This is a genomic window from Pseudomonas sp. SWRI92 (assembly GCF_014268685.1).
Classification (GTDB): domain Bacteria; phylum Pseudomonadota; class Gammaproteobacteria; order Pseudomonadales; family Pseudomonadaceae; genus Aquipseudomonas; species Aquipseudomonas marvdashtae.
The window spans coordinates 80,818-105,922 of the sequence record NZ_JABWQY010000003.1; the positions used below are offsets into that span (position 1 = coordinate 80,818).

General features: G+C 59.0%; 26 protein-coding genes. 17 read left to right on the forward strand and 9 right to left on the reverse strand.

Going from position 1 to position 25,105, the window contains the following annotated elements; translation table 11 throughout:
- Positions 1–29: 29 nt before the first annotated feature.
- On the reverse strand, positions 30–446 hold the full coding sequence (locus HU762_RS06905; protein ID WP_186634640.1) for a VOC family protein: 417 nt from the start codon (positions 444–446) through the stop codon (positions 30–32).
- A 258-nt stretch (positions 447–704) separates the two neighbouring features.
- On the opposite strand from HU762_RS06905, the gene HU762_RS06910 reads away from it, so the two are divergent.
- The 7 genes from HU762_RS06910 (at position 705) to HU762_RS06940 (ending at position 8,016) form a co-directional block, all read left to right on the forward strand.
- Positions 705–1,859, forward strand: coding sequence for a mandelate racemase family protein (locus HU762_RS06910; protein ID WP_186634642.1), 1,155 nt, complete (start codon positions 705–707; stop codon positions 1,857–1,859).
- A 71-nt stretch (positions 1,860–1,930) separates the two neighbouring features.
- Entirely contained in the window at positions 1,931–3,553 is a 1,623-nt protein-coding gene (locus HU762_RS06915; protein WP_186634643.1) for an ABC transporter substrate-binding protein, read from the forward strand.
- A gap of 34 nt (positions 3,554–3,587) precedes the next feature.
- Positions 3,588–4,625, forward strand: coding sequence for an ABC transporter permease (locus tag HU762_RS06920; protein ID WP_186634645.1), 1,038 nt, complete (start codon positions 3,588–3,590; stop codon positions 4,623–4,625).
- Entirely contained in the window at positions 4,625–5,533 is a 909-nt protein-coding gene (locus HU762_RS06925) for an ABC transporter permease (RefSeq protein ID WP_186634647.1), read from the forward strand. Before HU762_RS06920 ends, HU762_RS06925 begins: the two co-directional genes overlap by 1 nt.
- 10 nt (positions 5,534–5,543) lie before the next feature.
- The gene (locus tag HU762_RS06930) at positions 5,544–6,383 is read left to right on the forward strand and encodes an ABC transporter ATP-binding protein (RefSeq protein WP_186634649.1); all 840 of its coding nucleotides are present in this window, start codon (positions 5,544–5,546) and stop codon (positions 6,381–6,383) included.
- A gap of 10 nt (positions 6,384–6,393) precedes the next feature.
- On the forward strand, positions 6,394–7,161 hold the full coding sequence (locus HU762_RS06935; RefSeq protein ID WP_186634651.1) for an ABC transporter ATP-binding protein: 768 nt from the start codon (positions 6,394–6,396) through the stop codon (positions 7,159–7,161).
- 132 nt (positions 7,162–7,293) lie between these two features.
- Complete coding sequence (locus HU762_RS06940; RefSeq protein WP_186634654.1) at positions 7,294–8,016, forward strand: oligogalacturonate-specific porin KdgM family protein; 723 nt, start codon at positions 7,294–7,296, stop codon at positions 8,014–8,016.
- A 3-nt stretch (positions 8,017–8,019) separates the two neighbouring features.
- Here HU762_RS06940 and HU762_RS06945 read toward each other — a convergent pair whose 3' ends face one another.
- Entirely contained in the window at positions 8,020–8,763 is a 744-nt protein-coding gene (locus tag HU762_RS06945) for a FadR/GntR family transcriptional regulator (RefSeq protein ID WP_186634657.1), read from the reverse strand.
- Between the two features lie 96 nt (positions 8,764–8,859).
- Here HU762_RS06945 and HU762_RS06950 point away from each other — a divergent pair, with 96 nt between their 5' ends.
- On the forward strand, positions 8,860–9,573 hold the full coding sequence (locus HU762_RS06950; RefSeq protein ID WP_186634660.1) for a FadR/GntR family transcriptional regulator: 714 nt from the start codon (positions 8,860–8,862) through the stop codon (positions 9,571–9,573).
- A gap of 74 nt (positions 9,574–9,647) precedes the next feature.
- Here the strand turns inward: HU762_RS06950 and HU762_RS06955 are convergent, their stop codons facing one another.
- A complete protein-coding gene (locus tag HU762_RS06955) occupies positions 9,648–10,148 on the reverse strand; it encodes a hypothetical protein (RefSeq protein WP_238340364.1) in 501 nt (166 codons plus the stop codon).
- A gap of 72 nt (positions 10,149–10,220) precedes the next feature.
- Positions 10,221–12,890: a pyruvate dehydrogenase (acetyl-transferring), homodimeric type gene (aceE, locus tag HU762_RS06960; RefSeq protein WP_186634663.1), complete on the reverse strand. Its 2,670-nt coding sequence runs from the start codon at positions 12,888–12,890 to the stop codon at positions 10,221–10,223.
- Between the two features lie 175 nt (positions 12,891–13,065).
- Here aceE and HU762_RS06965 point away from each other — a divergent pair, with 175 nt between their 5' ends.
- A complete protein-coding gene (locus HU762_RS06965; protein ID WP_186634666.1) occupies positions 13,066–13,518 on the forward strand; it encodes a MarR family transcriptional regulator in 453 nt (150 codons plus the stop codon).
- Between the two features lie 8 nt (positions 13,519–13,526).
- On the opposite strand, the gene HU762_RS06970 is transcribed toward HU762_RS06965, so the two are convergent.
- Positions 13,527–14,627 (reverse strand): pyruvate dehydrogenase, encoded by a 1,101-nt coding sequence (locus HU762_RS06970; protein ID WP_186634669.1) that lies wholly within the window; start codon positions 14,625–14,627, stop codon positions 13,527–13,529.
- 96 nt (positions 14,628–14,723) lie between these two features.
- On the opposite strand from HU762_RS06970, the gene HU762_RS06975 reads away from it, so the two are divergent.
- Both HU762_RS06975 and HU762_RS06980 read left to right on the forward strand, forming a co-directional pair.
- A complete protein-coding gene (locus tag HU762_RS06975) occupies positions 14,724–15,362 on the forward strand; it encodes a glutathione binding-like protein (protein WP_186634672.1) in 639 nt (212 codons plus the stop codon).
- Between the two features lie 208 nt (positions 15,363–15,570).
- The gene (locus HU762_RS06980; RefSeq protein WP_186634675.1) at positions 15,571–16,299 is read left to right on the forward strand and encodes a LuxR family transcriptional regulator; all 729 of its coding nucleotides are present in this window, start codon (positions 15,571–15,573) and stop codon (positions 16,297–16,299) included.
- Here HU762_RS06980 and HU762_RS06985 read toward each other — a convergent pair.
- Entirely contained in the window at positions 16,269–16,949 is a 681-nt protein-coding gene (locus tag HU762_RS06985; RefSeq protein ID WP_186634677.1) for an acyl-homoserine-lactone synthase, read from the reverse strand. The two genes, HU762_RS06980 and HU762_RS06985, sit on opposite strands and share 31 nt — an antisense overlap.
- Before the next feature lie 233 nt (positions 16,950–17,182).
- Between HU762_RS06985 and HU762_RS06990 the strand changes: the two genes are divergently transcribed.
- The 5 genes from HU762_RS06990 to HU762_RS07010 are packed head-to-tail and all read left to right on the forward strand — an operon-like array spanning position 17,183 to position 20,736.
- On the forward strand, positions 17,183–18,358 hold the full coding sequence (locus HU762_RS06990; protein WP_186635464.1) for an aminotransferase class I/II-fold pyridoxal phosphate-dependent enzyme: 1,176 nt from the start codon (positions 17,183–17,185) through the stop codon (positions 18,356–18,358).
- Positions 18,351–18,869: a DUF6190 family protein gene (locus tag HU762_RS06995; RefSeq protein ID WP_186634680.1), complete on the forward strand. Its 519-nt coding sequence runs from the start codon at positions 18,351–18,353 to the stop codon at positions 18,867–18,869. The genes HU762_RS06990 and HU762_RS06995 overlap by 8 nt, the downstream gene beginning before the upstream one ends.
- Positions 18,859–19,662, forward strand: a complete 804-nt coding sequence (locus HU762_RS07000) for a dihydrodipicolinate synthase family protein (RefSeq protein WP_186634683.1) — start codon at positions 18,859–18,861, stop codon at positions 19,660–19,662. Before HU762_RS06995 ends, HU762_RS07000 begins: the two co-directional genes overlap by 11 nt.
- Positions 19,659–20,516 (forward strand): iron-containing redox enzyme family protein, encoded by an 858-nt coding sequence (locus tag HU762_RS07005; protein ID WP_186634686.1) that lies wholly within the window; start codon positions 19,659–19,661, stop codon positions 20,514–20,516. Before HU762_RS07000 ends, HU762_RS07005 begins: the two co-directional genes overlap by 4 nt.
- Positions 20,500–20,736 carry a Rieske 2Fe-2S domain-containing protein gene (locus HU762_RS07010; protein WP_186612329.1) on the forward strand — a complete coding sequence of 79 codons (237 nt, stop codon included), beginning with the start codon at positions 20,500–20,502 and terminating at the stop codon, positions 20,734–20,736. The genes HU762_RS07005 and HU762_RS07010 overlap by 17 nt, the downstream gene beginning before the upstream one ends.
- Before the next feature lie 210 nt (positions 20,737–20,946).
- On the opposite strand, the gene HU762_RS07015 is transcribed toward HU762_RS07010, so the two are convergent.
- Complete coding sequence (locus HU762_RS07015) at positions 20,947–21,186, reverse strand: pyocin S6 family toxin immunity protein (protein ID WP_186634689.1); 240 nt, start codon at positions 21,184–21,186, stop codon at positions 20,947–20,949.
- Between the two features lie 12 nt (positions 21,187–21,198).
- Positions 21,199–22,422 (reverse strand): S-type pyocin domain-containing protein, encoded by a 1,224-nt coding sequence (locus HU762_RS07020; protein WP_238340365.1) that lies wholly within the window; start codon positions 22,420–22,422, stop codon positions 21,199–21,201.
- Positions 22,423–22,643: 221 nt separating this feature from the next.
- Here HU762_RS07020 and HU762_RS07025 point away from each other — a divergent pair, with 221 nt between their 5' ends.
- Complete coding sequence (locus HU762_RS07025) at positions 22,644–23,189, forward strand: DUF4256 domain-containing protein (protein ID WP_186634692.1); 546 nt, start codon at positions 22,644–22,646, stop codon at positions 23,187–23,189.
- Between the two features lie 170 nt (positions 23,190–23,359).
- Here HU762_RS07025 and HU762_RS07030 read toward each other — a convergent pair whose 3' ends face one another.
- Positions 23,360–24,868, reverse strand: a complete 1,509-nt coding sequence (locus HU762_RS07030; RefSeq protein ID WP_186634695.1) for a hypothetical protein — start codon at positions 24,866–24,868, stop codon at positions 23,360–23,362.
- Positions 24,869–25,105: the final 237 nt, after the last annotated feature.

Consider the following 25,105-nt stretch of genomic DNA (forward strand, 5'->3'; position numbering starts at 1 on the left):
TAGGAGAAAAACGACGGACCGCCGGAGTGTTACGAATCCAGCGCCGGACCCTTCAGCTCGATCTGATTGCCGTCCGGATCGAAGCAGTAGATCGACCAGCCTTCGCCCTCCGCGCCGTAGCGCATTTGCGCTTTCTCGACCTTCAGTCCGGCTGCTTGCAGATGTGCGAGCAGGGCGGGTTCGTCAAACGGTTCGATGCGCAGGCAGACGTGGTCGACGTTATGCCCCTGCTTGCCAGGCGCCGCACCGCCGTGACGGCCAAGCGGCCCGTCCACATCCACCAGATCGATCATCGACGCACCAGCGCCGAGGTGCATCAAGCCGAGATCGTCCCGACGTTTTTTGAGTTCGCAGCCGAGTACTGATGTGTAGAAGGCGATGCTGCGCTCGATGTCTCTTACACGCAGGACGACATGGTCGATGCGTTGAAGGGTGAAGTGCGTCATGGAGGCCTCCGCATGGGTGCTGCGCCAATAGATCCTGACACTGTAGTGGACAATTGCGCAGCGGTGCAGTCGTGTTGTTTTCTATCTGTGTGGTATGACGACATTTCAAGTCGTCATCTTTCGCAAAAGGCCGCCGCGTCGAGGTGTGGTCAATTTTTACTGATTGCAGGGGTTGACAGCCCCGATGAAACGTTCAAATAATCCGCCACGTTGTATGACGACATACAAATCAAAATAACAACACGGTGGCCCCTCCCTATGAGAATCACAGGCGTTCACGTCGAAATCTTTTCCACCCCGTCGCGCCGCGCCCAGGACAGTGCGGGCCACGCCCATCCGGGTGACGAGGGCATGATCAAGATGGCCCTGCTGCGAATCAGCTGCGACGATGGCTCGGAAGGTTATGCCTTTGGTACGCCTGAATTGATCCGTCCACACATCATCGAATCGTTCGTTCGCAAGGTGCTGATCGGCCGCAACCCGATGGACCGTGAAAGCATCTGGCAGGACCTGGCGCACTGGCAGCGCGGCAGCGCCGGACAGTTCACCGACCGGGCGCTGGCGCTGGTGGAGCAAGCCTTGTGGGATCTGGCCGGACGCAAGCTGAAGCTGCCGGTGCACAAGCTCATTGGCGGCTACCGCGACAAAGTCCTGGCCTACGGCTCGACCATGTGCGGCGACGATTTGCCGGGCGGTTTGTCCACCCCGGATGAGTACGGCCAGTTCGCGGAAAAGCTCGTCAAGCGTGGCTACAAGGCCATCAAGCTGCACACGTGGATGCCACCGATTTCCTTCGCGCCCAATCCGCGGATGGACATCCAGGCCTGCGCGGCAGTGCGCGAGGCGGTGGGTCCGGACATCGCGCTGATGCTCGATGGTTATCACTGGTACAGCCGCATGGACGCGCTGACCATCGGCAAGGCGCTGGAGCAGCTGAATTTCGCCTGGTTCGAAGAGCCGATGATGGAAGACTCGGCTGAGTCCTATGCCTGGCTCGCCGCCAACCTGGACATTCCGGTGCTGGGCCCGGAGAGCATCGCCGGTAAATTTCACAGCCGCGCCAGTTGGGTGACGCAGAAATCCTGTGACATCCTGCGCGCGGGCGTGGCGGGTGTCGGCGGCATCGGGCCGTGCCTGAAAGTGGCGCACCTGGCCGAGTCGTTCGGCATGGACTGCGAAGTCCACGGTAACGGTGCGGCGAACCTGGCGGTGGTCGGGGCGATCAGCAATTGCCGTTGGTATGAGCGCGGCTTGCTGCACCCGTTCCTCGACTATGAAGAAGTGCCCGCGCACCTCAACAGCATCGTCGACCCCATGGACGCCGACGGTTATGTGCACCTGTCCGACCGGCCGGGGTTGGGCGAGGACATCAATTTTGCATATATCGAGGCCAACACTTTGTCCCGACATTGATCCTGTTCCACGCCTGAGGCCGATGGCCGCCCGGGCGACAAGTCTTTATAAATATAAGAAAGGACTGAACCATGAATCTCTGGCCCAAGCGCCTGACCAGGCTGCTGTGTGTCACCGTGGCCCTGTGCGCAGTGCAGGTGCCCGTCAGCCTGGCGCAAGGCGAAACGCCCCCCGACCAATTGGTGGTGGGCATGAGCATGATCAATCTGCTGTCCCTGGACCCCGCCGCGGCGACGGGGCTGGAGGTCGCCGAAGTCAACGCGAACGTCTATGACATGCTCCTGGAGCAGGACGCGGCGCAGCCGGACACGCTGGTTCCGGCCCTGGCGAAAACCTGGGAAGTCAGCCCCGACCGCATGCGCCTGACTTTCCAATTGCGCGATGACGTCCGTTTTCACTCCGGTGCACCGCTGACCGCGCAGGATGTCGCCTGGTCGTTGCAGCGCGTCGTCACCCTCAACCGCGCCCTGGCTTCCACCTGGAAAGCCTACGGTTTTACCGCCGACAACGTGGTCAAACTGATGCGCGCCGAAGGGCCGCAAACCTTTGTCATGGAGCTGCCGCGGGTCACCGACCCGATGCTGGTGCTGAACACCCTGGCAACTTCGCCCAGCGCATTCATCGTTGATCGTTCGGTAGCCTTGCAACATCAGGTCGGCGACGACCAGGGCGCGGCCTGGCTGGCGACGCACACGGCTGGATCCGGTGCGTTCAAGCTCGACATCTGGCGCGCCAACGACGTCATCCTGATGAGTCGTAATGACGACTATTGGCGCGGCGCGCCGAAGTTGCGCCGAGTGATCATGCGCAACATGACCGAATCCCAGGCCCTGCGCCTGATGGTCGAGCGCGGTGATTTGGACGTCGCCCGCGGCATGGCCGCGACCGACATCAAGGCGCTGGGCAAGGTCGATGAAGTACGCATCCAGAGCATTGCCCGCGGCACGCTGTACTACGTGGCGATGAGCATGCAACAGCCGCTGTTCCAGGACATCCGCGTGCGCCAGGCCATCCGCCTGCTGATCGATTACCAGGGCATCAACGACGTGGTGATGCCGCACTACGGCGTGATCAATCAGCGGCCGATGCAACTGGGCTTGCCGGCGCGCCTGGACGATCCAGGTTATCGCCTGGATGTGGCCAAGGCCAAGCGCCTGCTGGCGGAGGCCGGACATGCCGAGGGCTTCAAGGTGAGCATTCGCTCGCTGACCGATCCGCCCTTCATCAACATTGCCACCAGCTTGCAAGCGACGCTGGCCCAGGCAGGCATCCAGGCGACGATCATCACCGGCACCGGCAACCAGATCTACGGGGCGATGCGCGATCGCCAGTTCGACATCCTCGTCGGGCGCGGCGGTGGCGGGGCGGAGCGCCATCCGCACTCGAGCCTGCGGGCCTTGGTGTACAACCCGGACAACCGCAGCGAAGCCAAGTTGAGCAATTTCCAGGGCTGGCGCACCTCGTTTTTCAACCCGCAGCTCAACCAGTTGATCGAACAGGCCGAGCGCGAGCGCGACCCCGAGCGCCAGCGGCAGATGTACGCCCAGGTCCAGACCCTCTACGACCAACAGGCCGGGGCAATCATGCCGGTCTCGCAGATGGTGGACGAAGTGGTGATCCACGCCGATGTGCGCAATTACATCGGCCACACCGCCGCCACCACGCGCCTTCGCGACGTTTATAAGCAGCGCTGAAATCGACGGCCACTCGGCCAAGGCAGGAATGAACATGTCGACTGCATCTTTTTCAATCTGGAGCACCCGGGCCGCTTCGGCAACCCGGCGCAGCGGCTCGGTGGCGGTGACGCTGCTGGGGTTGCTGCTACTGACTTTCTTTATCGGGCGGGTGATGCCCTTGGACCCGGTGCTGGCCATCGTCGGCCCGGACGCCGACGCCTCGGCCTACGCCCAGGTGTACAAAGAGCTGGGCCTGGACAAACCGTTGTGGACCCAGTTCGTGATCTACCTCGGCGACTTGCTGCACGGTGATTTCGGCATGGCCTTGCTGACCGGTAACCCGGTCATTACGGACATCGCCCGAGTGTTTCCGGCGACGTTGGAACTGGCGACCCTGGCGATTTTGTTCGGCGTGTTGGCAGGCTTGCCGTTGGGTGTCTACGCGGCGACGCATCAGGGACGGGCCGGTGACCATGTGGCGCGGCTGATCACCTTGTTCGGTTACTCCACGCCGATTTTCTGGATCGGCATGATGGCCTTCCTGGTGTTCTACGCCTGGCTGGGTTGGGCCGGTGGCGTCGGGCGGATCGGCCTGGCCTATGACGGGCTGATCCCGAGACACACCGGCTTGCTGTTGATCGACACCGCCTGGTCCGGCGATTGGGAAGCCTTTCGCAGCGCCTTGCGCCACATCCTGTTGCCGGCGGTGATTCTCAGCTTCAACTCGGTCGCCTACATCAGTCGCATGACCCGCAGCTTCATGCTCGAACAACTGTCCCAGGAGTACATCATCACCGCCCGGGTCAAGGGTTTGTCCCAGCGCAAGATTGTCTGGGGCCATGCCTTCGGCAACATCCGCGTGCAACTGCTGACCATCGTCGCGCTGGCCTACGGCGGGCTGCTGGAAGGCGCGGTGCTGATCGAAACCGTGTTCGCCTGGCCGGGCTTCGGCCAGTACCTGACGAGTAGTTTGTTGCTCGGTGACATGAACGCGGTGATGGCCTGTGTGCTGCTGATCGGCCTCATTTTCGTGACGCTGAACCTGATCAGCGATGCGCTGTACAAGATCTTCGACCCGAGGACTCGCTAATGAATCTGCCCCTTGCTTCCAGCGCAGCCGGCAGTGCCGCGCTGCCCGCTTCGAGTACGGCAGCACTGGTCGCCAGCAGCCTGCGCCTGCTGCGATTTTTGCTGCGCAACCCGATGACGTTTGCCGGCCTGGTCGTCGTCGCGACCCTGATGTTGGTCGCGATCTTTGCGCCGTGGATCGCCGGTCACGACCCACTGCTGCAAAACCTCGCCGGCGCCTTGCAAGCACCCAGCAGCGTGCATTGGTTCGGCACCGATGAGTACGGTCGCGATGTGTTCGCCCGATTGGTGTATGGCTCGCGCATCACGCTGTACATCGTCTTGCTGGTGACGGTGATTGTCGGCCCCATCGGCCTGTTGGTCGGGACCATTTCCGGCTACTTCGGCGGCTGGGTCGACAGCCTGTTCATGCGCATCACCGACATCTTTATCTCGTTCCCCAGCCTGGTGTTGGCGCTGGCCTTCATTGCCGCCCTCGGTCCGGGATTGGAGCACGCAGTAATCGCCATCGCACTCACCGCATGGCCGCCGATTGCCCGGCTCGCCCGCGCCGAAACCCTGCCGCTGCGCAACGCCGACTTCGTCGTCGCGGTGCAGCTCCAGGGCGCATCGAACACTCGGATCATCCTGCGCCACATCATCCCGATGTGCCTGTCGTCGGTGATCATCCGCCTGACCATGAACATGGCGAGCATCATCCTCACTGCCGCCGCCCTGGGTTTTCTCGGCCTCGGCGCCCAGGCACCGCTGCCGGAATGGGGCGCGATGATCTCCACCGGGCGACGCTACATGCTCGAAAGCTGGTGGCTGGTGGCGGCACCGGGTGCGGCGATCATGCTGGTGAGCCTGGCCTTCAACTTGTTGGGCGACGGCTTGCGCGATGTCCTCGACCCCCGCAGCCAATCCTGAGGAACAGCCCATGACTGAGATAAAACTTGCGGTACAGGACTTGTGCGTGGAGTTTCGCAACGCCGGCAAAACTTCCCTGGCGGTGCGTGATGTGTCGTTCAGCCTGGGGCGGGAAAAACTCGCCATTGTCGGCGAGTCCGGCTCGGGAAAATCCACCGTCGGCCGCAGCCTGTTACGCCTGCATCCGCCGACTGCGAAGGTCACTGCCAAGACCCTGCGCTTCGCCGATATCGATTTGCTGAAGGCGAGCGAAAAGCAGATCCAGGCGATTCGCGGCGCGCGCATGTCGATGATCATGCAAGACCCCAAGTACTCGCTGAACCCAGTGGTGCGCGTGGGCGAACAGATCGCCGAAGCGTATCTGGCCCATCACAAGGTGCCCCATCGCGAAGCCCGCGAACGAGCGCTGGACATGCTCGCCAAGGTGCACATTCGCGATCCCCGGCGGGTCTATGACCTGTACCCCCACGAAGTCTCGGGCGGCATGGGCCAGCGGATCATGATCGCGATGATGGTGATCACCGATCCCCAGGTGATCATCGCCGACGAACCTACTTCGGCGCTGGATGTATCGGTGCGCCGACAGGTGCTCAACGTGTTGGAAGAATTGGTCAGCGAGCGTGACCTGGGGCTGATTTTCATCAGTCACGATCTGAATCTTGTGCGGCATTTCTGCGACCGCGTGCTGGTGATGTACGCCGGCCGCGTGGTCGAGTCGATTGCCGCTGCCGATCTGGATAACGCCACCCATCCCTACACCCAAGGCCTGTTGGCCGCATTGCCGAGCCTGGACCATCCGCGCGCCACGCTGCCGGTGTTGCAGCGCGACCCACACTGGTTGAACGCTTGAGGAGCCTGTCATGAGCATGATCGAAATCGCTGGGCTGAACCTCAGTTTTGGCACCGGCGCGGCACTGAACGCGGTACTGCACGACGTCGATTTGAACGTCGGCGAAGGCGAGGCATTCGGCTTGGTCGGGGAGTCCGGCTCGGGCAAGACCACCGTGCTGCGTTGCCTGGCCGGGCAGTACCAGCATTGGACGGGACGGCTGCAAATTGCCGGTCAGGCGGTGACGCGCAAGCTGCCGCTGGACCACTACCGCACCGTGCAGATGGTTTTCCAGGATCCATATGCCTCGCTGCATCCGCGCTACACCATCGATGCCGCGTTGCAGGAGCCGCTGCGCATCCATGGCATCGATGGGCGTGCGCAGAAGGTCAGCGAGATCCTGCGCAAGGTCGGCTTGAACGACAGCTTTCGCTTCCGTTATCCGCACCAGTTGTCCGGTGGCCAGCGCCAACGGGTGGCGATTGCCCGGGCGCTGATCCTGCGTCCGCGGGTGCTGTTGCTGGACGAGCCGACCTCCGCGCTGGACGTCTCGGTGCAGGCGGAAATCCTCAACCTGCTGGCCGACTTGCGCCGCCAGGAGGGGCTGACTTACCTGATGGTCACTCATGACCTGGCCGTCGTTGCGCATTTGTGTGATCGGCTGGCGGTGATGCAGCAGGGCAGGGTAGTGGAGACGCTCGACAGTCATCTGCTGGCGAACGGTGGCGCCGCCCACGAATACACACGCCTGTTGGTGCAAGCCAGCCGCGACATACAACGAATACCTATCGCCGTCTGAAGTAATTAACCCGCTGTACCCGTTTCTAAACCGCAGAACCCGTTGAATCGCACGTTTCACCGCGCGCACGCGCTCGCCTGCGATTTGGCGTTTCACCCAACTAGTTATTTCAACCAACAAGAATAAAAAAACATGAAAAAGACCCTCGTAGTTTTGTCGATCGCTTCCCTGTTCACTTCGGTTGTCGCTCAGGCAGATACCGGTTACATCAACGTTCGCCATCAATACGCTGAAAAGACCCGCATGCACGCCGACCGCGCCAAGTTCGGCATTAGGCTGGATAACGGCGTGGGCCTGGAAGGCGAACTCAAATACAAGACCGCCGGTGACCGGCAGGACGTCGCCTTCGACAATACCGTCGGCAGCGGTCATGAATTTACCGTCAACTACCAGCACAAGATCAATGATCGCTGGATGTTGACGCCCTCGTTGGCGCTGGACAGCGATGAGGAATCCACCACCTACAAATTGGGATTGCGCCTGGGCTACCGCGTGAGCAAGGAGCTGAGCATCGCCGGTCGCTACCGTTTGGATTCAGCCAAGCTGGACCGCGACAAGATCGACCGTGACGTGCCGCACAATGGGCAGGACGATCAAACGGTCAACCGTTACGATGTCTATATCAACTATGGTCCCCAAGGACCGTGGGCCTATGAATATCAATTGACTTACTTCGATGCCGACTACATTCGCTATAACGGCGGCACCGATGATTATGAACAGAACGCCGTGGTCAAATACCAGTGGGATAAACGCTGGGCGCCGTTCTTTGAAGTGGGCGATATTAAAGTCAACTCGGTCGACAGTGATCGCCAGTTGCGGCTGCGGGTGGGTGTCAAGTACAGCTTCTTCTAAGTGTTATTCGTTGTAAAAAGCCTGTCGTCGCTGCGTTTCACACAGGCGCATGCGGCTGTTGCTCAAGTGCAAGTACATGGCCGCCCGCGCCGCATCGACGTTACCACTGGCGATGGCGTCGAAGATTTGCTGGTGTTCGGCGTTGATGCCTTGAAGATAGGCGCTGCGATCACTTTGCCCTGAGTAGGCGGAGTTCATCCGGGTGCGCGGAATCAGCTTCGTGCCCAGGTGCTTCATGATGTCGATCAGGTAGTAATTGCCGGCCGCCTTGGCGATTTTCAGATGGAACTGGAAGTCGGCGTTGATGGTGGTGCCGGATTTTTCCGGACCTTGCAGCAACGCCTCCAGCGCCTGGGCCAGTTCGGCCAGGGCTTCGGGCGTGGCGCGTTCGGCGGCCATGCCAGCGGCCTGGACTTCCAGGCTCAGGCGAAACTCCAGCAGGTTGAGCACATCCGACAACGTGGCAATCGTCGCCGGCCCGAGGGTAAAACCTTCGGGTGCCGGCATGTCCAGCACAAACGTGCCAACGCCATGGCGCGTCTCCACCAATCCCGCCGCCTGCAAGCGCGACAGCGCCTCGCGCACCACCGAACGACTGACGCCTTCGGCTTCCATGATGTGCACTTCGGTGGGGAGCTTTTCGCCGCACTTGAGGATGCCGTCGCGCATGCGCTGGGCAAAACGGTCGACCAGGGTTTCGGCGAGGCGGCGCGGTTTGTTCAGTGGAGATAACGCTTGGTCCGTCATCGGCGTGCTCTTGTGTGATCAGCGGGCATTATAGTGAGTTTTAGCGCAAGGTCGCGGCTATAATGCCGCGATCGTCTGGCTTGATGGATAAGTGCAATGGAGCGTGTCACAACCGATCGACGCCTGAGCATGACTCAGCAACTGGTGGTCGACCTGACGCAGCAGATACTCGCCGGCGAACTGCCCGCGGGCAGCAAGTTGCCGACCGAACAGGTGATCATCAAGGAGCGCGGCGTCAGTCGGACCGTGGTGCGTGAAGCCATGTCCCGGCTCCAGGCCGAAGGCTTGGTCGAAACCCGTCATGGCATCGGCACCTTCGTCGTCGACACCGCCCGCCCAGGCGATTTCCAAGGCAGCAAACACGTCAAGGGCGGTGCCTACGACGCGCTGGCGGTCATCGAACTGCGCCTGAGCCTGGAAGTGGAAGCGGCCGCCATCGCCGCGCAACGCGCCACGCCGGAACAATTGCAGGCAATGCGTGAAGCGCTCGACGCCGCGAACGCTATTGATGCGATGGATGAGGAAAGCGCCAGGATGGATTTCGAATTCCACCTGCAAATCGCCCAATGCACCGGCAACAGTTTTTTTATCGACGCAATGACACACGTGGGCAATACGCTGATCGCGGTAGTGCAACAGGCCGGGCCGGCTGTGACGTTGGAAAATCGAGCGCTGGTGGTGCGTGAGCGGGAGCAGATCTACGCGGCATTGGCGCGACAGGATGGCGAAGCAGCGCGGGCGTCGATGCGGTTGCATCTGATCAATATGCTGCAGCGGGTTCGCGGTGTGGTCGAGGTGGTGGCGCGATAAGCTTCCGCTGCAGACCGTCAATGCGAGCACATCCGGCATGCTCGCAGGGGGAAGTCACGGCTAAAGCGTTCCAGCTAGTTGCGCTTCCAGCACTCCGCAAACCGCGCGCACACCCCGTAACGTTCGTCCATCTGGGCCATCCTCTCCAGGTGATGACCCACCGCTTCGCCCGTCACGCCATTCCCGATCCGGAAATACTCAAGCATCATCGCGACATCAAGGTCCGTCTCGGCTTTCTCTGGCTTGGCATTGGTGGCTTTGGGCAGCGCCCACTTGGCCGGATCAGTCTTCACCGTGACGACCAGGCTTTTATCGATAACCCGGTTCATCAGCTCCAAGCGATGGGGTGTGTCCGGGTAGGTCTTAGGAAAGAACGCGTTGCGACCGGCGCAGGCCGGAAAGTCTTTTTTCACAATTGGGATCGGTGTACGCAGATCCTTGCCGTCGACCCGTTGCAGGCGTTGCAACTGGGTCAGGCAGAAATTCTTCTCGGTCTTGAACGTCACCTCGTATTCGGCGTTTGCCTCGGGCGTAAAGTTGAAGCCCTTGCCACATACGGCATAACCGCTGTTCATGTTGGTGCGCAGGTAGACCTGCTCCTTTCGCTTGCAGCGGCGCCCAAATGACGCCGCTGCAAGCGAGTGGAGTCAAACCGCCGCCGGGTTCTGTTTCTCCGGGTCAATGCCATAAAGTGCAATCGCCTCGGCGACCTTTTCCCTCGGTATTTCCCCGTCATCGGCCAGCGCTTTCAAAGCTGCCAGCGCGATGAAATGGCGATCCACTTCGAAAAATCTGCGCAGCGATTCGCGAGTGTCCGATTGGCCGAAACCGTCGGTGCCGAGGGCTACGAAACGTCGTTTTGGCACGAACGGACGGATCTGGTCGGCGAATATTTTCATGTAGTCGGTCGCGACCACTACCGGGCCCTGTTTGTCCTGCAGGCAACTTTCCACGTAACCGATACGCGGCGCATGTTCCGGATGCAACAGATTCCAGCGTTCGGCATCCTGCCCGTCCCGACGCAGTTCGGTCAGGCTGGTGACGCTCCAGACCTCGCTGCTGACGCCGAAATCCTGCTCCAGCAACAGCGCTGCCGCTACCACTTCCTGCAGGATCGATCCGCAGCCCATCAGCTGCACGTGCTTGCCCTCGATGGGCTGTTCAGGCGCCGAGAGTCGGTACATGCCTTTGAGAATGCCTTGCTCGGCGCCCTCGGGCATCGGCGGATGGGCGTAGTTTTCGTTCAGCAGCGTGATGTAGTAATAAATGTCCTCGTCCTCGGCGTACATCCGCCGCATGCCATCCTGGATGATCACCGCCAATTCGTAGGCGTAGGTCGGGTCGTAGGACACGCAGCAGGGAATGGTCGAGGACAGCACATGGCTGTGACCGTCGTCATGTTGCAAGCCTTCACCCATCAGCGTGGTCCGGCCGGACGTGGCGCCGAGCAGGAAACCCCGGGCGCGAGCGTCGCCTGCCGCCCAGGCGAGATCGCCGACGCGCTGGAAGCCGAACATTGAGTAGAAGATGTAGAACGGCACCGTCATCACGCCATGGGTGCTGTAGGAAGTGCTCGCCGCGATCCAGGAAGAAATCCCGCCGGACTCGTTCAACCCTTCCTGCATGATCTGGCCGTCCCGGGCTTCCTTGTAATAGCTCAGTTGGCCGGCATCCTGAGGCGTGTACAACTGGCCGACGTGGGAGTGGATACCGATCTGGCGGAACAGGCTTTCCATGCCGAAAGTGCGTGATTCGTCAGGGACGATGGGCACGATCAGCTTGCCGATGTTCGGGTCCTTGAGCAGCGTGCCGAGGATGCGCACGAAGGCCATGGTGGTCGAAATCGCCCGCTCGCCGGTGCCTTTGAGCTGGGTATCCAGCGTCGCCAAGGGCGGGATCTGCAAAGGCTCCACCGCACTGAATCGGGCAGGCACGTACCCGCCCAGTTGCGTACGCCGGGCTTGCAGGTAAAGCGCCTCGACGCTGTCGGCCGTCGGCTTGAGGTAGGGCATGTCGCCCAGTTGCTCGTCGCTGAGGTCCAGGCCGAAGCGATCACGGAACGCCTTGACCGCGTCGTCGCCCATCTTCTTGAGCTGGTGATTGATGTTCTGGCCTTCACCGGCTTCACCCATGCCGAAGCCCTTCACAGTCTTGGCCAGAATAACCGTCGGCCCGCCGGTGTGACGCATGGCGGCGGCATAGGCGTTGTAGACCTTTTCGGGATCGTGGCCGCCGCGCGACAGCTTCCAGATATCGTCATCGCTCAAGTCGCTGACCAACTCCAGCAGCTCGGGGTATTTGCCGAAGAAATGCTCTCGTACATAGGCGCCATTCTGGGATTTGTAGTTCTGATAGTCGCCATCGACGCACTCCATCATCCGCTGGCGCAGCAGGCCGGTCTTGTCCTTCTCCAGCAGGGCATCCCAACCGCTACCCCAGATCACCTTGATGACGTTCCAGCCGGCCGCGCGGTACAGGCTTTCGAATTCCTGGATCACCTTGCTGTTGCCGCGCACCGGCCCGTCCAGGCGCTGCAGGTTGCAGTTGACGACAAAAATGATGTTGTTGAGCTTCTCCCGACCGGCAAGGGAAATTGCCGCAAGGGATTCCGGTTGGTCCATTTCGCCGTCGCCGAGAAACGCCCAGACTTTACGTCCCTGATGTTCCTTCAGCCCGCGATCTTCCAGGTAGCGCATGAACCGTGCCTGGTACGCGGCGGTGATCGGTCCGAGGCCCATGGATACCGTCGGGAATTGCCAGAAGTCCGGCATGAGCCTTGGGTGCGGGTAGGACGAGATGCCGTCGCGATCGGTCTCGCGGCGGAAGTTGTCCAGTTGTTCTTCGCTCAGACGACCTTCCAGATAGGCGCGTCCATAGATGCCCGGCGAGGAATGGCCCTGGATATACACCATGTCGCCACCGAACTGCTCGGTGCGTCCACGGAAGAAGTGTTCGAAGCCGACGTCATACAGGACCGCCGCCGAGGCGTAGGAGGCGATGTGCCCGCCCACGTTCGAATGCTTGCCGGCGCGCAGCACCATGGCCAGCGCGTTCCAGCGAATATAGGCGTTGATCCGGCGCTCTACGGCCAGGTCGCCGGGGTACGGCTGCTGACGGTCGACCGGGATGGTGTTGACGTAGGGCGTGGTGACTCGCCCATAAAAATCGCCATGGCGGTTGGCGTCGAAATCCAGCATCTGGTCAATCAGGTAGTGGGCGCGAGACCGTCCTTCAACGCTCGCCACCGATTCAATGGATTCGAGCCATTCGCGAGTTTCTTGTGGATCCTCGTCGAGAAACATGGATTGTTGTGCCATCGTTGTCGTCTCCTGGACAGTGCAGCAGCACCGAGTCGTTTGGTGCCTGACTAAGGGGCGTGGGTCGACGCCAACCTTCAAGAATGTTTGTAGTTGCAATTGCAACTACGTGCGAGAACTTAGCCTGTCGCGCGCTACAATTGCAACTAAATCGATCTCATGAAAAAGGTGATGCATGTCTTCCAGCGAGCCGGATACCTGGTTCAGATTCGTCAGGGCGCACCGCTGCCTGATCCGCGAAATCGAGCGTCGGCTAGCCGCCGCCGGGTTGCCGGCCTACGCTTGGTACGACGCGTTGTGGGGCTTGGAAAGCGGCCCCGACGGAACCCGGCGCATGAACGAATTGGCAGATGTCATGGCTATCGAGCGCTACAATCTCACTCGCCTGGTGGACCGCTTGGAGGCTGAGGGCCTGGTCACCCGCAGCCGCGCCAGCGATGACGGCAGAGGTGCGTATGCCGCCATCACCGAGAGCGGAAAAGTGCTGCGCAAAAAGATGTGGCAAATCTACGAAGGGACGGTGGATGAATTGTTCCTGTCGCAGTTCGACGACGAACAGCAGCGGGTTTTCAGCGAGGCGCTGGAGCGTGCGGCCAGCGCAGCGCGCAATAGTGGGCGGGCGAAGTGAGGCGTTGCTCACTGCAGCAGGTACCGCTCCATGGCTTGCTCGACGCGTGCCTGGTTGATCACGCCTTCCTGAGCCAGCGCCTGCAGGGCCAGTACCACGATCCAGTGCTTGTCCACCCGGCCCATGGTGGTCCCGGTCGAGTCGGCACCGATGGCCACGAACCGTGACTTGACATGCGCCCCGATCTGCTCGGCGACATGCCGGGCGTAACCGGTCACTGCCACTACTGGCCAGTCTTCAGCGTCCAGGCAGTCGAGCAGATGCGCCGACCGTCGCGGCATCCCGGGATGCAGGCGGTTCCAGCGTTGCGCCTTGTCCGCGTCACGAGCCAGGCGGGTGTAGCTGGGGCAGCTCCACAGTTCGCTGGCCACACCCCAATCCTCGCGCAGCAACTGCGCCGCCGCCGCCACCGATTGCAAGGCCAGGCCTGCACCCAGCAAGCGCACCCGGGGCAGCCCCGAATCGACTTCGACGCCGCTGAGCCGGTACATGCCTTTCAAGGCCTGACTCGCGCTTAGGCCGCTGATGGGAGCGATGAAGTCATTGGGCTCATCGTGCAGCGCCATGTAGTAAAAACCTTCGTTGCCTTCCACATACAAACTCTGCAACGCCGCCAGGGCGATGGCATGCGCTTCGGCACCGCTGGCCGGATCGAATGGCACGCATCGGGGGTTGGCGACCAACCAGAGCGGCACCCACGGATGAGCACCTTTGGGCCAGCGTGAAGGCTGCGTCTCTATGTCATTGCACAGGATGCCCCGGTGAGCGGACTCGTTGGAAAGCGCACAAAGCTCGGCTGATGTCGCCGAACTGGTCAGGTACAGCAATGGTTTTTCACTGGCGCGGGCCGTGGCGCTGAAACGCAGGGGCCACGCGCTGATACGGGTGTGGGCATCTGCGGTTTGACGTTGCTTGTTGTCGCGGATGACCCAGATATGCCTGGCCGTTCCCGGGTCCCTTTCAAGGCGATTGGCGATGTCGATCATGGTGAAGAGCGGCGAGGAAAAACCAGCGGTGTGTTGCGGTGAAAAAGTACGGATCTTATCGATGCAGACCTGTGCAGCCAGGCTGGTTTCTGGCGTTTTACTGAAGCTGGAAAAGCCGATCATTCCACAATCTCCCGTGCGTTCCGTCGTGCTTGCACCATACTGCACGGCTTAATATGATTGCAAATGCAATTAAATAAGTCAGGAATGGAGTTCTTCATGAACGAGGCTTCCCCCATCACGCTGTATACGGCTGATACGCCAAACGGGCAAAAAATCAGTATTTTCTTGAAAGAAGCAGGCATTGGCTACGAAGTGGTGAAGCTCAACCTGTCTGAAGGGCGTCAGCATTCGCCGCAATTCCTCGCCATAAACCCGAATGGAAAGATCCCCGCGATCGTGGATCACCAGGCGGGGATATCGGTTTTCGAATCCGCCGCCATCCTGGGTTACCTGTCGCAGAAATACGGCCGCTTGCAACCTGATGGGGCTGTCGAACAGCTAGCGGTACAGCAGTGGCTGTTCTTCCAGGTGGGGGCCATTGGTCCGATGCTGGGCCAGCTCTGGTGGTTTTTGCATGCAAGCACTACGCGCAACGAGGAAGCAATCACGCGTTATCGCAAAGAAGCCCTGCGCCTCTATGGCGTGGTGGACAGGCAACTGGCGGAGCGCAGTTACCTGGCGTCCGACCAATATTCCATCGCGGATATTGCGGCTTTCCCATGGTTGCGCACCTATGAGGAGCTGGCTTTGGATATCACTCCGTACCCCCATGTGCTGCGCTGGCTAAAAACGATCGAGTCCCGTCCTGCCGTGCAAGCCGGGCTAGCCGAGTCTCGGGACACCCCTATAACTTGATGCCGCCCTGTTCTGGAGTTCGCCGCCCGAGCTGCAGGCGAGGGCCGGCTTCTCCAGCAGATGAATATCGTCAAGTCCTGCTTCATCCGGGTCATCGTACGTGTAGTGGTTATTTGGCTTTACTACGACTTGAGACTTGGATTGAATGCTTCCACAGCTCTACAAGGAAATCTGTAAAAGAAATAAATCCATAAAAAAGGGAATTTTTATGAGCAGTCAAGCTGTGAAAGGCCGGCGAATCATAAATACCGGGTCTGAGCTGGATGAAAGACTCAAGAGTACATTTGAAAAATGCCTGCGTCCGTTGGAAGGGTGCCATTACGCTTACTTCGTCATGTATAAAGGGCGCGATGTAAAGCCAAGAATTTTTTCCAACTATCCCAAACGTTGGCTCGATGTGTACAAGGCCGAGAACTATCATCTTATCGACCCGGTCATCAAGCACGGCATGAAGTGCATAGCGCCTTTCTTCTGGCATGAGGCGCTTGAGTCCAAGGCATCCGGTCAAGGGCAGGCGGTTTTTGCATCGTCGGAGCAATATCAGATATCGGACGGCTTTACTTTCAACCTGCACGATGCCAATGGTTTATTCGCTGCATTGAGTATCAGCAATACTGAGCGCCGTAAAGACTTCGAACAAACCATGATGCGCAGGGCGGCAGAAATCCAGATGACGCTCGTGCAGTTTCACCACAGATTGACCGAATGCTTTTCGTTGAACGAGTTATTTCCGGAGCTGACCGAGGCCGGTCTGTCGGACCGAGAGCTTGGCGTATTGAAATGGGTCGTCATGGGCAAGGCTTACAGCGAAATCGCCACAATCCACGCCATCTCGGTGCGCACCGTGAAATTCCATATGGCAAACATTGTAGACAAGCTATGCGTCTGCAACGCTAAACAGGCCGTCTACAAAGCTGTCAGCTTGGGACTGGTCTGAAAATCGCCAGCCATGCTGGCGATAGCGGGCTGTTTGGCGGTCATTGGCACGCCACGGGGCTGCTTGGACTCTATCGTTTGCTTAAGGCTCCAATCGTTCTCGGGGCGCACTGGCATATTGAGCAGCAGCACTTTTTCGCCGGGTGAGGCTTCGCCAGTATCCATGATTTCGTAGCGCCAACCAGCCCTGAGGACGATGCGCGACATGGCTTGGCTGACCACCGTTATGATCGAATCGAGGTTATGCCGGGCAGCATGATCGTGCATTGCCAAAAGCAGCATTTCGGTAAGCGGTACTTCGCTCAATCCCATGGCTCGGGAACGGGTCTTATCCACAAAAAAGCGACTGGATTCAGCAATCGATTCATGTTTGGGAAGTCCACACTTGAAGAATTTACGGAACGGGCCTTCGACCATATAAGGATTCAGCGTATTTATCAGGCGCAAACTGCTCAGTGGGCGCCCTGCATACAAACCTACGAGATAGGTTGCCTCGGCGTTGTCATATTCGTCGATCTCTCTTCCGTGGTGAGTCGTGACGCGCCATTCAAGTCGATCGGAAAAAATTTCCTTTCTCAATCCATACAAATCATTTAGCAACTCTTGTGAGGCTTCTGAATAGTTGATGGCGTGGAAGCTGAGCTTGTCCATATTTCCTGCAATATCCTTGCGTATTTGAATACTGAACTGCTATTGCGCGCCGAGCATGGCGACAGTGCTCAAATAAAGCAACTGTACCTAGATACAGGCAGGAAAAGACAAAGCTGCACCCAGGTACAGTTGTTGGACAAGAAAACAACGTTAACTATAGCGCAGGGTTTATCTACAGTGCCGTGAGCCAGCCGAGTGAGATAGACATCTTTAGCACCTATAGGAATAACAATATGAGTGTCATGACCCGTCTGGATGATAAAGAAGATATCACCCAACATGAAATTTCTGCCTTGAAGACACGCTTCAATCTCGCTGACGCCCACACGCATCAGGACCAAAGTGTTACCCAGCGAGAGATAGTCAACCGTCTTCCCGAACTCTGGTATCGCGCGCAAGGCCAAAGCCAATATCAAAGCGAGCAAGAATTCATCCAGGCCTTTTTCACCTTTCATGGCCAGGAGCATGCGCTCAAGCGACATGACGAAATTTATCTGGTTTATGCTGCCTCGATTGCAATGCACATCACCGCGACCTACCTGCGCAAACGCAATATGCGCGTAGGGTTGATCGAACCTTGTTTCGACAACCTGCATGACCTGCTCAAGCACATGGAAGTGCCGTTGACGCCGTTGGACGAAACCCTTCTGCAATCTCCGACGAACGTCTATGCAAAGCTTCAATCGGCGGCGGCAAATGTCGATGCGATTTTCCTGGTGGATCCCAATAACCCGACCGGTACCAGCATGTTTGCCAAGGGCGCCGACACCTTTGTTGAAGTGGCGCGTTACTGCAAGGACCACGGCAAACTGCTCATCCTGGACTTTTGCTTCGCCGCTTTTTTCAAAGCAGCAGGAGGCAGTCGTGTTGACGCCTATGCCATCCTGGATGACATCGGTACCCAGTACATCATCATGGAAGACACCGGAAAAACCTGGCCGCTACAGGACACCAAATGCGCGACGATCATGGCCAGTCGGGCGATTAACCCTGACATCTACAGCATCGTTACGAGCGTATTGTTGAACGTGTCGCCATTCATCCTGAATGTGGTGACTCAATATATTCGCGATAGCAGTGATGACGATTTCGAGTCGGTGCGTTCCGTACTCGACGTTAACCGCGCAGTCGCCCGACGCCATCTGCAAGGTAGCTTTCTGAATTACCTGACGCCAATGGTCGAGACCAGTGTCGCCTGGTTTGAAATCCTCCGCGATGACGTATCTGCCGATGATTTGCAGGCTTACCTGATGGCGTACGAAGTCTATGTCCTGCCTGGCAAATACTTTTATTGGAGCCAGCCGCAGGCCGGCCAGAAGTACATCCGCCTGGCGCTTGCGCGCAAACCCGAGGAATTCGAACAGGCGGTCGAAACCATCGCCCTGGCATTGGAGAACTATCATGGCTGAAGTCTCCGTTCCGGTTATCGACGCCACGGTATTCATGGGCATGCACCATAGCGATCCTGAGTTGCAGGCCAAATCGCTGGGTTTCTTCCGTGCATTTTATTCGCGTCAGGTGCTGATGAGCTTCGGCCAGATTGGGATATGTGATGCCATCATCTGGAAAAAGAGCCGGCACTTGCAGGACGTCTACTACCCGTTCATGGATGTCCTTCACACGGACATGGATATCCAGCGCCGAGGTTATTGCAACAAGGTTTTGAAACGGGCCTGCCTGGAACCTGACTGGGCGCACCTGAGCGTGGAAAAGAGGTTATTGGCGGCTCATGTAGTTGAGCACCAACAACCCTTTTTTACCCATGACGACTCGCTGCGTGAGCTGAGTTTGTTGAAGCCGTTCCTGAAAACATTTCCTTCATCGCTTTCGCAGTCCGCATTCCCTGAAAAACTTCAGCGTTTGTACGAGCAGTCTATGGAAATGACGATCGGGCAGGAGGATTTCCAGTATGTCGGGTAAGCATATCTATGTGCCCTTGATCACGCCGCTCGACGAACAGTCGCGGATCTGCGAGGCCAGCGTGCGCCGGTTGCTGCATTGCTCAAGGCCGTTTGTTGATGGCTACATTCCGTGCCTGACGTCCGGTGAAGGGTGGCGGCTTGGCAGGCGGGATTGGCAGCGCATGTTGGAGCTGACGTTGGCGCATGCGCAGGATAAAACCGTCATCGCCGGTATTGAAAGGGCGACGACAGCCGAGGTAATCGAATACGCAGTGTTGGCGCAAAAGCTTGGCGCCCAGGCGATCATGTTTACTTCGCCTTTTGCCCCCGGCACCCGCCAGCAAGACATCATCGAACACTACCGTTCGGTGCATGACGCCACGTCACTGGATATCTTCATCTACAACGAATCGGCGTTGTCCGGTAACGAGAAAAGCTTTGAAACGTTGCTTGCCATCGCCCAACTGCCAAGGGTCATCGGCATCAAGGACTCGCCATCGCAACCGCGCGTTCAAAGCGAAATCGAGCGACTGCGCAGCGAAGGCCTGGATTATTTCATCGGCTGGGAAATGCTCTTGGCGCGGGACCTGGAATCCGACGGCAACGTGGTGTCGTTGGCCAACCTGGAACCTGGGCTCTGTCGAATGGCGATCGCCACCCGGCAAACGGCGGTCGGCAGGCTGGTGGAAACCCTCAATGAGCATTTCGAACTGGGCGCGGACGATTGGTATGCCCAGGTCAAGAAAGAGCTCAAGGCCCGGGGCGTCATCAGCACCGACCAGGTATTGGCAGAGCAGGAGGCCCTCGCATGAGCGAACTGCAAAAGCAACTGTTCCTGGCCAATCGCGCCTGTATCAAGCAGCTCAAGCCGCTGGACGGCCACATCCTGGCCTTCGAACGTGACTGGATCGAATCAACCATCGACAAGACGCGAACCGCCAACCCGCCCACCGACCTGAGCGCATTGCGCAAGCAACTGGCCGAACTGGTGGAGTTGGACCGCAGCGTGATACCGCCCAGCGCGGCTTACGTGAGCGATCAGATGACCCTCGATGAATTCAAGATCCTGGTGCAGGAGTTCGCTCTTGATGGCTTGACCGAGGCGCAGGTGTTTTACCACTTGATGCCGCGGCTGAGCCTCGCCGCCCAGATGCCGATGTTGCGCATGATGATCGACGAATTTGGCTCCGGTAACTTAAAGCGTTCCCACACGACCCTGTACATCGACCTGCTTAACGAACTGCAGATGCCCACCGACTTGGGGTTCTATATCGACGTCAACGCGGCGGCCGGTTTTTCGTTTCCCAATATGTTCTGTTGGCTGGCGATGCGGGCAGACGACCCGTCGTATTTCGCTGGGGTAATCACCTATTTCGAAACGGTTGTGCCGTTCTTTTTCGAGTGCTACACCTCGATATGTTCGCGTTTGCAGATCAAGGCCCATACCTATTATTCCGAGCACGTCCACATCGATGTATTCCACGCTATTGAAGGTCAGCGCCTGCTCAAGGCGATGGATGCGGCAGGCGACCTGAACCCGACCAAAGCCTGGGAGGGGATATGCATGGGACGCGAAATCACCAACGTTGCTTTTGATGCCGCTGTTGATAAAGCCAGGCACCAGAAGTATTTCGACAAGGAGCGGATGATTGAGCGAGCCATCTGAGTTCCATCGCCCAGGCACATTCGCCGTCATCATTGGCGATCAACACTTCCAGGTGCCGCACACCTGTCCTCATCGCGCCGGATGGTTGGAACATGGCGTGGTCAATGAGCAACGCAAGAGCATCACCTGTCCCTTGCACTTTTCGGTGTTCAGCCTGGAAACGGGCGAACAACTGAGTGGGCCCCCTTGTGGGCGCCTTGAGGTGAAGCGCTTGAGTTAGCGCACATATTGACGGTGCGGTATTGCTGTCGGCCGCCGCGTCCCTTTGAGGCGCGGCGGTTAAGGTTAAGAACTGGCACTTGTGCGCCGATTTGCCGGTGCACTGGAGCTTGCTCCCGCTAGGCTGCGTAGCAGCCCAACCAATTTACTGACATGGCCGCAAGCAAAAACCATTATTGGATGAAGGCATCATCCTTCCCGGCGCATTCCGTTATGGCCGTACTCCAATAAAGAGATTGAGATTTTCAGGTAGTGTTTGCTGTATCGCTCGTTCTATTTGTCGAACCTGCGCTTCGCTCAAGGGCAACTCGCCAACGACCTCGTCCGCCAAACTCTCCCACCCCAAAATAGCCATGATTGCCGACTCAAATTCGGACCCCACGTCTAGCTCGAACTGAATAAAATCATCTTCGTGGTCTTCTGGGAAAAAGCCGGTTATTTCTAGATGCATTGATTGCACTCCTCACTTCGGGGTGGTTCGTCCTGGATCTGCGTCTTTTGTTCGTTCACCCGTGTCGGGGTTGAACTCACCCAGGTGCGCTCCCTGTTTGTCATAAAGCTCAATCCTGCCGTTCTCGTAATCCCATTCATAAATCCTGCCTTTACGGTCTTTCCAGCGACTCCTTTTCTGGCCTCCGCCTTGGACACTAGACATCTTCTTTGCTCGTTTAGCATCGGGAAAAGCAGTCAGCACCTTAGGCGCCGGATAATAACTATGATCCCCCCCAAAAGGCCGAGCAAACACCACATAAAGCGACTTCAGCCCCGTATCCGCCGGGAACACCAGGATACAGTCATCCGCCGTAACATCTTCTCCCGGTAGGCCGTCGATCTGGCTGTCGACATCCTCCGCTATCGGATGGACGAGGATCGTGCCCAGCTGCCTGCCTATGTCTTCGGGATAGGTCAGCGGTGGAAGCGAGCCGAGTGGGCTTTGCTGCGGCGTCCATATGAGCGTGATGCCGTTGAGGTTGGCCTCCATGGCGGTCTGGTCGGCGTTCCAGGTCACTTGTACCGTGCGCACGGAGTCGTCGCCGGTGGGGCCGCTGTGGATGCCGTATACCTGGAGCACGCCTTCGGCGTCGCGGCGGAATTGGAAGCGCACTCGGGTGGTGGCGTGGCTCATGCGGCGTAGCTGGTCATCGGTGTGAAGCGTGCCGTCGGCCATTTTGGTGGGGAGCATGCCCAGGACGAAGACGCTGGCCGGTCCGCCCGCGCCGCGTATGGCCCAGGTGAGGCGCTGCTGCATGATGCCGCCACCGGCGATGCGGCCTAGCGCCAGATCCGCGCCGAGCGCTGAGGCAATCGCGGTGCTCGCCGAGGGCATGAGCATGGCGCCCGCCACCATGATCCGGCCGAAATTCGAGGCCGCTTCGGTGGCCGTACCGATGCCCGTTTGGCACCAGTTTGCGGCAGTGCAGGATTTGGCGAACACCAAGTCATCCCGGGGCTTGGGCAATGGCCATTGTTCCGGGGCTCTGTCGACCGATTCTGGCGCAGGCCTCGACCGAGGCATGAAGCTGCCACCTGCGCCGGCGGAACCTGGCTTCACCAGCAACAAATCGCCGTTCCTGACGGCTTCGACGATATCGCTGTCATGGGGGATCTTCGACAGCGTTCCAAACTGATCCAGCCCGTCGATGGGGTGACCGCGCATCAGCGCGTCATCGACCAAACGTGCGGCCATTTCGGGAAGCTCCGTCGGTTCGAGCCCCTGATCCGCACTCCTTATCAAGCGCATTGCGTTCCTTGCGTTCAGTTAGGCGGGCTATTCTGGTGATGCGCGCTACGGCCAGCAACGCAAGGACCTTTGCGGCATATGTCTGGCCTGGGAGCCGGGACGTGGCGAGATTTCAGCGATCAGTCTTCGGTACAGACACTTAACGGATTACCAGGGATTTCACGGTCATGAAAAAACAAGAACAAGACAGCCTCATCCAAACCTTGAAAAAGCGCTTCGAAGACCACCTGAACCGTCACCCGGACATCCCATGGGCCGACGTCCAGGCCCGACTGGAAAACCAGCCAGGTGCCTTGAAATCGCTCCAGGCGATGGAAGCCACCGGCGGCGAGCCCGACGTGATCGGCCATGAGCCGAAGACGGACGTGATCACCTTCTGCGATTGCGCCAAAGAAAGCCCGACCGGCCGCCGCAGCCTTTGCTACGACCGCGCGGCGCTGGACGCGCGCAAAGAGAACAAGCCCAAAGGCAGTGCCATGGAAATGGCCGAGGAAATGGGCATCAGCCTGTTGACCGAAGACCAGTACCGAGCCCTGCAAACGCTGGGCGAGTTCGATGCGAAGACGTCCACATGGCTGGCGACACCTTCCGAACTTCGCGCCCTCGGCGGGGCGTTGTTTGGTGACTACCGTTATGAACGGGTGTTCATCTACCACAACGGCGTGCAGTCGTATTACGCGGCGCGTGGGTTTCGCGGGTTGCTGCGTGTCTAAGCAAGTCCGTGGCGAGGGAGCTTGCTCCCGCTGGGCTGCGCAGCAGCCCCTTGCGGTGTGCCAGGGGAAAACGGTCGCAGATTTTACGACTGCTGCGCAGCCGAGCGGGAGCAAGCTCCCTCGCCACAAAAACTCATGCGTCCGAAGCGCCGCCATGCAACAGAACCACCTCACTCAAAAACCAAAACCCCACTTCCCTTGGTCTCGACCATCTCGGCAAACGCCGGCAGCCGCGCCACGAAATCCGCTTCAAACGCCAGATACCGATCCTGCGCCGGCACATAGCGAATCTCCGGCTTGATCCGCGGGATATCTTTGGTCGACAGCTTCACCACCTCATTGCTGACCTGATTCCAAAACCACGCCAAGGTCTGCGTGCCAAAAGTGTTGGCGCGATAACTCCACACCCACCAATCCCCATGCCCGCGTGCAACTTGAAGCTGCCCATGAAACGTGCGCAACGTGATGACTTGTTTGGGCTGCGTGACGAGCATGCGTGTGTCCTGGCGCAGTTCACTGCCGAAACCGTCCAACGTCGCCCGGGTCGTGGCGCCGGTGATGAAGTTGAAGCGCCACGCCACCAGAACCGTCTCTTGATAACCCGTATGCTCGACGTTCTGCCGTGCGCCTTCGCTGAACAACAGGATCTCGTCACCGCCCAAGTAAGCCGTTGCGGCGCGCAACTTGTAGGCCTCGGCGGGCATCGGTTTGGCGACAATGGCCTGGTGCGGCGGGTCTTGATTCCAAGTCCAGCACTTCGGACCGTTGTGCTGCATGAACAGCAAGCGGCCAGCGCCGATGGGCAGGATTGTCAGTTCATCCGCGTACTCGAAAATCACCTCGCTGCTGTGCGCCGTGATCCGCCAGATCCGCGTCAAATGCTCGGGTTCGTAGATGCGCTTGCGTTCGAATATCTCCGAACCCACCACCACGCAAGGCTGTTCAAACTCCGGCCACTGCACCCCGACAGGCCCGAACGCCGCGATCTCGTCGCCTTGCCGAACTTCATATTGGTAGCGGTCGTCCGTACTGTAATCGCCGCGTACGACCCGACGCTTCCACAGGCTGCGCTGGGCATCGGCATCGATGAGCTGCAAGTCCGCGCCGTCCACGCCATCGGTGCGATGTTCGAGCATGTCCTGCTCGGCGGGCGGCCATTGGTTGTAATCGATCAGAAAGCACAACCACTGGTCTTCGTCCTGCTCGGTAATGGCGGCCCAACCGTTGCGGTAGTTGTATTCATGCACATAGGTGGCGCCGGGGTACTCATGGACTTCCTGCAGCCATTTCACCTTGCCGCGCTTGGGTTTGGCCGGTTTGAGCTCGACGGCGGCAGGCTCCGGCCGCTCGATCAAACTCGCCGTGAACCTCGGCTCGCCGCGCTGGTCCTGCCAATGCTGGGCAAACGCCTCGCGCTGATCGGCCGGGACAATCACCGGCCGATAATCATCGCCACCGGCATCCAGGTTCCACAAGTCATAACCCTGACCCGCCAACAGCGGCGCCAACGCCTCGAAGCAGACCTCGGGCATCTCGTTGGACAGTTCATCCAACAACGCCTCGAACCCCGGGCCGGCAAACACACCGATGTCGGGATAGTAATGCTGTAACAGCCCGAGCAAGTCGCTGCCGGGTGTTTTCCAATCGATATGAACCAATGGATCAAAACGAGATTGCATCACGCCTGTCTTCCTTGTGGATTCTCTGCGCATCTTAGCCGCATACCGCCGAACTTAAGCAAACCCATGATCCCTGGGCGAGGGTGCAAGCGCCGGATCGTCGACTGGCCTGGTTTTGCAGTTGAGCCCGGCCGCGGCGGTTATATCGTTTTTGCTGCTCCTTGGGGAACCAACCAACAAAATGATCTTATTGACTGTCAACTCTTACAGTTGTTGTGCAATTTTCCCCCACCTACA

Excerpts from the sequence above, each read along its gene's own strand:
- HU762_RS06905 (WP_186634640.1), bottom strand. The coding sequence starts at position 446 with ATGACGCACTTCACCCTTCAACGCATCGACCATGTCGTCCTGCGTGTA.
- HU762_RS06910 (WP_186634642.1), top strand. The coding sequence starts at position 705 with ATGAGAATCACAGGCGTTCACGTCGAAATCTTTTCCACCCCGTCGCGC.
- HU762_RS06915 (WP_186634643.1), top strand. The coding sequence starts at position 1,931 with ATGAATCTCTGGCCCAAGCGCCTGACCAGGCTGCTGTGTGTCACCGTG.
- HU762_RS06920 (WP_186634645.1), top strand. The coding sequence starts at position 3,588 with ATGTCGACTGCATCTTTTTCAATCTGGAGCACCCGGGCCGCTTCGGCA.
- HU762_RS06925 (WP_186634647.1), top strand. The coding sequence starts at position 4,625 with ATGAATCTGCCCCTTGCTTCCAGCGCAGCCGGCAGTGCCGCGCTGCCC.
- HU762_RS06930 (WP_186634649.1), top strand. The coding sequence starts at position 5,544 with ATGACTGAGATAAAACTTGCGGTACAGGACTTGTGCGTGGAGTTTCGC.
- HU762_RS06935 (WP_186634651.1), top strand. The coding sequence starts at position 6,394 with ATGAGCATGATCGAAATCGCTGGGCTGAACCTCAGTTTTGGCACCGGC.
- HU762_RS06940 (WP_186634654.1), top strand. The coding sequence starts at position 7,294 with ATGAAAAAGACCCTCGTAGTTTTGTCGATCGCTTCCCTGTTCACTTCG.
- HU762_RS06945 (WP_186634657.1), bottom strand. The coding sequence starts at position 8,763 with ATGACGGACCAAGCGTTATCTCCACTGAACAAACCGCGCCGCCTCGCC.
- HU762_RS06950 (WP_186634660.1), top strand. The coding sequence starts at position 8,860 with ATGGAGCGTGTCACAACCGATCGACGCCTGAGCATGACTCAGCAACTG.
- HU762_RS06955 (WP_238340364.1), bottom strand. The coding sequence starts at position 10,148 with ATGAACAGCGGTTATGCCGTATGTGGCAAGGGCTTCAACTTTACGCCC.
- aceE (WP_186634663.1), bottom strand. The coding sequence starts at position 12,890 with ATGGCACAACAATCCATGTTTCTCGACGAGGATCCACAAGAAACTCGC.
- HU762_RS06965 (WP_186634666.1), top strand. The coding sequence starts at position 13,066 with ATGTCTTCCAGCGAGCCGGATACCTGGTTCAGATTCGTCAGGGCGCAC.
- HU762_RS06970 (WP_186634669.1), bottom strand. The coding sequence starts at position 14,627 with ATGATCGGCTTTTCCAGCTTCAGTAAAACGCCAGAAACCAGCCTGGCT.
- HU762_RS06975 (WP_186634672.1), top strand. The coding sequence starts at position 14,724 with ATGAACGAGGCTTCCCCCATCACGCTGTATACGGCTGATACGCCAAAC.
- HU762_RS06980 (WP_186634675.1), top strand. The coding sequence starts at position 15,571 with ATGAGCAGTCAAGCTGTGAAAGGCCGGCGAATCATAAATACCGGGTCT.
- HU762_RS06985 (WP_186634677.1), bottom strand. The coding sequence starts at position 16,949 with ATGGACAAGCTCAGCTTCCACGCCATCAACTATTCAGAAGCCTCACAA.
- HU762_RS06990 (WP_186635464.1), top strand. The coding sequence starts at position 17,183 with ATGAGTGTCATGACCCGTCTGGATGATAAAGAAGATATCACCCAACAT.
- HU762_RS06995 (WP_186634680.1), top strand. The coding sequence starts at position 18,351 with ATGGCTGAAGTCTCCGTTCCGGTTATCGACGCCACGGTATTCATGGGC.
- HU762_RS07000 (WP_186634683.1), top strand. The coding sequence starts at position 18,859 with ATGTCGGGTAAGCATATCTATGTGCCCTTGATCACGCCGCTCGACGAA.
- HU762_RS07005 (WP_186634686.1), top strand. The coding sequence starts at position 19,659 with ATGAGCGAACTGCAAAAGCAACTGTTCCTGGCCAATCGCGCCTGTATC.
- HU762_RS07015 (WP_186634689.1), bottom strand. The coding sequence starts at position 21,186 with ATGCATCTAGAAATAACCGGCTTTTTCCCAGAAGACCACGAAGATGAT.
- HU762_RS07020 (WP_238340365.1), bottom strand. The coding sequence starts at position 22,422 with ATGGCCGCACGTTTGGTCGATGACGCGCTGATGCGCGGTCACCCCATC.
- HU762_RS07025 (WP_186634692.1), top strand. The coding sequence starts at position 22,644 with ATGAAAAAACAAGAACAAGACAGCCTCATCCAAACCTTGAAAAAGCGC.
- HU762_RS07030 (WP_186634695.1), bottom strand. The coding sequence starts at position 24,868 with ATGCAATCTCGTTTTGATCCATTGGTTCATATCGATTGGAAAACACCC.